Raw genomic sequence first — 5,178 nt, 5'->3', positions numbered from 1 at the left:
TGAATTTACAATTCACGGGTATGTAGAGACGTAGCATTGCTACGTCTCTACAATGATTTGGCATCGAACTACAAAAATGTATGCACACATAATTCATGACCAAATTCAGCAACGCCAAAGTTTCTATCCATCAATTCTGTACGTGAATTTGTCCGCACAGCGCGGAACATGCCAAATCGGCACAGCCCTGTACCAAACGCCAAACGCATCAGCAGAAATGTCGGCACTTCGCGCACAGATTTGACAAAACCAGATAGTCCAAAACGCACCAATCCCTCTGGTCGAGCTATCCCTTGCCAAATCGAATCTAACCAAGAAGGAAGGGTTTCTTGCGTCCAATCAGCCGTAATTACCTCACCTTCGACTAATCCTGTAGCTGCCAAAAGTTCAGAAAATCCCTCAATGCTAGAAAAAGCCGGATGAGACCACTGATCTAGCAGTTGTCGCATTACTAGTTTCTCCCAAAAATTTAGTGGTTTTTGGCGGTCATCTCTTTGATTCCAATCAGCGACAACTAAGACTCCACCAGGCTTTAGCACCCGCATTAATTCTCTGGCAAAAACAGCTTTATCGGGCATATGGGGGCCTGCTTCGATTGACCAAACTACATCAAAACTGGCTTCTGGAAACGACAATGCCATTGCATCATCGACTGCAAACTGGGCGTTTAGTTCTTGGGGTGTTAACTCCTGGGCGCGTTTTACTTGTTGTGGGCTGATGGTAATTCCTGTGACGGCAAATCCATAATCTCGCGCTAAAATCCGACTGCTACCCCCAATCCCACAGCCAACATCTAAGACGCTAGTACCAGGTGGTAATTTATCTAAACCACCCCACTTTACCATTTCGTGTACAAAGTCAGATTTAGCAACCAAAAAATCCTTGCGTCGTGGCGGCGAACCGTAGTGACCGAGGTGAATGTGTTCTCCCCAGTAAAACTCTAGGATGCCGTCAAGCGTCCATTGGTCGTAGGAATTGGCGACTGTGGCTGAGGATTGATACTTGCGGGCAGTTAGGAAATAAGCTGTAATTCCGATTAGTAAAGCTAGAACGGAACTAATTACAAAATAGAGTAATAGAGTTGACATTGTTGTGAAAGATTTTTCTGTAGCTAATAGTTGATAGATTTTGGTTTATTTATGGTTCATCCCGAATGAGACTAGCGATCGCTTCGGGCAATTTTCCTATAGCTTGAACTTGCAATATTTTGCCAACCTCGAATCATTTTCCTGAGATCTAGAAAGGGTTTCTGCTGAGCTTCTCTAAAACCTGTTTGTTTGACAAAAGGATGAACAGCAGTAGGAATCTTCCCAGTTCGATGAAGATAAAATTTCGGCATGATGATTTACCGAGTTAGAATTTAACGAAAATACAAAATATGGCAAGCGAAAGTTAGTGCCATACCTCATCAAAAATTTTCTGGTTTCAAAGTTTAAAAAATTACCTGAGTACTAACAAAGTAATTACTAATTGCAGTTTGATATTAATTAATTACTGATTTCGTGGAAAGCCGCCATTTGTAGCGTTTTAATATGCGGTGCTTTCAAAATATTAGACCTGATGATTGTCGTGTAATAAACCATCCGTGCCTCGCAGATGTATAAAATTTACAAGTTAAATTCGGCGGGCATTCTGACTTACAAGGCAAGCCTTGATTACAGCTGCGGGACAGTGCCGGATTCACACCGGACTTTCCCCGTTACCTCTAGTGGCTGACCCCCACTAGAACCGATATCCTTTTGAATTTTAACACAATCGATCAACTCTTAACTTGCACCTACCCCATATAGCGTAAGTCAGTTAAAACTGACTAAAACTTTTTCATAGTCAGACCTCAGCGTTCATCAATCAAAACTTGATCAGCTGGAATCTCGACTGCTAGAGCGATCACTTTTGCTTCTCCAGTATCCAGCTCTTTACTCAGTGCTGTGACCACAGTTTACCCATCCAAAGGACTACGAACAGCTTTACCACCCCGATTAAGAACATGGGTATAAATCATCGTCGTTTTTACATCCTTGTGTCCCAGTAATTCTTGCACAGTACGGATGTCATAGCCGTTTTGTAATAAATGAGTAGCAAAACTGTGGCGAAACGTATGACAACCCACCTTTTTTTGAATACCAGCTTGACGAACTGCTTGTTTTAAAGCTTTTTGTAAACTACTTTCATGTAGGGCCTGTATTTAGGTTATCTATTGGGAAGTACGCAAAACTTCTCAATAGTACCCTTGAGGGTAATTTCAAAATCAAGCTTAATCTTACATATTTCTAGAAGGAGTATTCCTTAAGACAGAGAACTTTAGCTCCGATCTTATTTTAAGAAATAACCTGAGGAACCCTATAATGCGTGGATTTGTGGTTTCTGTCCTCACTATTTTGCTCACCGTTACCCCTTTAGTTGCCTCATCCGCTAAAGCAGCCTCTTTATGGTGGATCAAAGTTATCACCACTCAGAAGACCTTTGCGGGCTGTATGAGGGAGGCAGAAAATGGCGCTCGTCGTTCACTCGGCGACGTTCGTGTTACTCCTGACGAGGTATCGGGTTTTTCGATCGACCAGCAAGTTTATTTTGCTATTACCTGTGTTGAGCGCGGATCTGATCAACGTGCAGTGGCAATCATCGCAGGCGTTGGCGACGATATCAATTGGGTTCGCCAAGTAGTACAAAACACCACTGAAGTAGTCCGAACTTCAGGAGTACCAGACTATTAACGGAAGAGTACCGAATCAAAGTCTTTGATTTGAATCACCTGTTCAGATTTAAGAGTGTCTATATCTATCAGTAAGAATGTTAAACCAATGTGTAAAAGGCATCAAAAAATGACATTACTCTGCAAGTTCTCCAAATTAACTGCTATTGCTACAATCTTTACTGCAACTCTGGCAGTTGCAGACACCGCATATACTCAACCTGCGCCACCCCTTCCTCAGAGTTATCCAATGACTTGTCGTGGTGGTGGTACGCTATCTATCGTCAATGATGGTAGCGATGGCGTGCAAATTAGATTTCAACCAGCAGATGGTGCGGCACCTCAGGGGGTATCTCCTGGTGAGTGTACCTGGTCAGATCGAGCACTGAGACCTGGTGAACCGACTACAATCTGCGACTATAACACAAATGCGGCTCAATATGTAAGTCTATTAGTTCAATCAAATCAGTATGTAATTCTGCAAGTTTACAATGATGGTCGGGGTTGTATGAGAGTAACCCGCGTTGGTCCTTAATTTTTTGCCACTCTGCTTCTAACTTTGCACCAACTTACGAGTAAAGTTTGGTGATTCTTACTTGAGCAAGAGGTAGTGCATGACTGATCAAGAAAAGGAATCTGGAAAGCAGCAAGGTTTAAGCAAAGAGGCATGGACTGCAATTAGTGCTATTGCAGTAGCCCTAATTGGCGGCATTGTGACTGTAGTTACTACGCTGCACAGCAAGCAACCTTCACCAAGTCCATCTCCTACTGCTCCTTCTTCAGAAGTGGTAACATCACCAACCCCATCTTCTTCTTCCACTTCTGTCCCAGTACAACCAGAAATAGCAAATATACCCTTGGGTAAATGGTCAGGTGTAGCCAAGGAACCTTCAGGAACTTCCTTCCCTATTAATGTCGAAGTCAACCAGGATTGTAGTCTCAATCAAAAATGTGGTTATATCAGTGTTCCTGAAGTTCCCTGTTACGGCGAAATCTCGTTTGTAAGTATAAAGAGTAATTATTACGAGTTTGATGTTAGTAATTTTGATGCCAGAAGCGATCCAAATATCTGCAAACCTGGAGCGGGAGAGCTTTTCCGGTTGCTTCCAGATGGCAGACTTGCTTACAAGGCCACTTATTCTAATGCAGAGGGAATTCTAGAAAGAGTAGAATAATCGCTAATTTCTGTAAAGTTTGTTCAAACAGCCTAACAACCCCCTTGCAGCGGACGGTTGGGAGATCTCTGTGGAGAGACAAAGATTACTAGCCGCCGCTGAAGGGGAACGTTATGCGGCTTCGGCTATCGGTCGGGACATCCTTTGAATTTGCTGATTTCGGCCTTCAGTATTCGGCTACATAAGCGTGTCAGTCAGGCGATCGCATTGTTCCCAACCAAGCAATCTCAAGATTTCTATAGACTTTTCACCAGCCAGAGCAACCCTGCGAAAATAGAAATGTAGCCTCTACAGTTATCAAGGAGGCGGTTTTGTGAAAACTCGTAAACCATTATCTGAGAAGCACTCTCGCAACCAACCACTGCCTAAAGCAGTTCAACCTTTAGGAAAACGCTTCAGACACCGCGATCGCGGTATCCATGTGGGACGAGTGAAAGGGGCATAATTTTGGGACTCAAGGGTGGTCTCAATTGAGGCAGGTGAGAATATAAGCCTTGTCGAGGGGGGGAGCGATATGACTTTTACAGCGGACGATTTTTCAGAACGAACAACAAAGGTTCCTGCTGAAGTAGACGGCATGATTGTTTGGGTAGAAGTGGCTCAAACGGGACGAGAGGACGTGGGGTTCGACGTGAAATCCTTCAAGACGGTCACGGATTCGATCCAGGCGATCGCATCGGCGATTACCGCATCCTTAGAGCAGGTGAAACCGACAAAAGCCAGTGTCAAATATGGGCTGGAAATTGGCATTGAACAAGGAAGCTTGGTGGCTGCCATTGTCCGAGGAACGGGGAAAGCGAATTTAGAGATTTCCCTGGAGTGGGAATCGCAGCTTTAATACAACTGCTTGAGTCAACTCAGAGCCATATTCAAAGCCAAGCATTAAATAGCTTAGGAAAAATCGACCCTGGCAACTCAACTGCGATCTCAACATTGGTTCAACTGATGGAGTCAACTAAAAGCGAACAAACTCATCTGCGAATAGTGAGATACTTAGGCGAAGTTGCTATTAGTGATCCAAAAGCGATAGCAGCCTTAGAACAACTGCTTTCTTCGACTGAAGATGAAGACATATGTTTGGAAGTAGCTTACCAGTTAGGGAAAATTAACCCTGGTAATTCAACTGCGATCGCAACCTTAGTGCAACTGCTTGAGTCAACTGAAGATGAATTTAAATTTGAAAACATAACTGAACGTGAGTTCGACGGGTTGATTTAGGCACAAAAAAGGCTGAGACTGTCATATAAGCAAAAATAAACAAGGTGTCTCAGCAATGTCCACTATTGTATCTCGCCTCGATATAACCCAGAT

At 43.5% G+C, this 5,178-nt stretch carries 9 protein-coding genes, 1 pseudogene and 1 riboswitch; of the genes and pseudogenes, 7 read left to right on the top strand and 3 right to left on the bottom strand.

What is annotated here, in order from left to right; all coding sequences use genetic code 11:
• Positions 1-68: 68 nt before the first annotated feature.
• From HXY43_RS08180 to HXY43_RS08170, 3 genes and pseudogenes are all read right to left on the bottom strand, one after another.
• Complete coding sequence (locus HXY43_RS08180) at positions 69-1,088, bottom strand: methyltransferase domain-containing protein (protein ID WP_290882058.1); 1,020 nt, start codon at positions 1,086-1,088, stop codon at positions 69-71.
• A 71-nt stretch (positions 1,089-1,159) separates the two neighbouring features.
• A complete protein-coding gene (locus HXY43_RS08175; protein WP_290882055.1) occupies positions 1,160-1,339 on the bottom strand; it encodes a hypothetical protein in 180 nt (59 codons plus the stop codon).
• 265 nt (positions 1,340-1,604) lie between these two features.
• A riboswitch (cobalamin riboswitch) is annotated at positions 1,605-1,748 on the bottom strand.
• Between the two features lie 191 nt (positions 1,749-1,939).
• Positions 1,940-2,176, bottom strand: a pseudogene (locus HXY43_RS08170) (tyrosine-type recombinase/integrase); the annotation flags it as partial.
• A gap of 298 nt (positions 2,177-2,474) precedes the next feature.
• On the opposite strand from HXY43_RS08170, the gene HXY43_RS08165 reads away from it, so the two are divergent.
• The 7 genes from HXY43_RS08165 (at position 2,475) to HXY43_RS08135 (ending at position 5,085) form a co-directional block, all read left to right on the top strand.
• A complete protein-coding gene (locus tag HXY43_RS08165) occupies positions 2,475-2,714 on the top strand; it encodes a hypothetical protein (protein ID WP_290882053.1) in 240 nt (79 codons plus the stop codon).
• A 108-nt stretch (positions 2,715-2,822) separates the two neighbouring features.
• Complete coding sequence (locus HXY43_RS08160) at positions 2,823-3,227, top strand: hypothetical protein (protein ID WP_290882051.1); 405 nt, start codon at positions 2,823-2,825, stop codon at positions 3,225-3,227.
• A 79-nt stretch (positions 3,228-3,306) separates the two neighbouring features.
• Positions 3,307-3,867 (top strand): hypothetical protein, encoded by a 561-nt coding sequence (locus tag HXY43_RS08155; protein ID WP_290882049.1) that lies wholly within the window; start codon positions 3,307-3,309, stop codon positions 3,865-3,867.
• Positions 3,868-3,886: 19 nt separating this feature from the next.
• On the top strand, positions 3,887-4,015 hold the full coding sequence (locus HXY43_RS08150) for a hypothetical protein (protein ID WP_290882047.1): 129 nt from the start codon (positions 3,887-3,889) through the stop codon (positions 4,013-4,015).
• 165 nt (positions 4,016-4,180) lie between these two features.
• Positions 4,181-4,312 (top strand): hypothetical protein, encoded by a 132-nt coding sequence (locus tag HXY43_RS08145; RefSeq protein ID WP_290882044.1) that lies wholly within the window; start codon positions 4,181-4,183, stop codon positions 4,310-4,312.
• A gap of 69 nt (positions 4,313-4,381) precedes the next feature.
• Entirely contained in the window at positions 4,382-4,705 is a 324-nt protein-coding gene (locus HXY43_RS08140; protein WP_290882043.1) for a CU044_2847 family protein, read from the top strand.
• A complete protein-coding gene (locus HXY43_RS08135; RefSeq protein ID WP_290882042.1) occupies positions 4,687-5,085 on the top strand; it encodes a HEAT repeat domain-containing protein in 399 nt (132 codons plus the stop codon). The genes HXY43_RS08140 and HXY43_RS08135 overlap by 19 nt, the downstream gene beginning before the upstream one ends.
• Positions 5,086-5,178: the final 93 nt, after the last annotated feature.

The sequence above is a fragment of the Fischerella sp. genome (genome assembly GCF_013388695.1).
GTDB lineage: Bacteria > Cyanobacteriota > Cyanobacteriia > Cyanobacteriales > Nostocaceae > PCC9605.
This window is presented reverse-complemented; position numbering and strand designations above follow the sequence as displayed.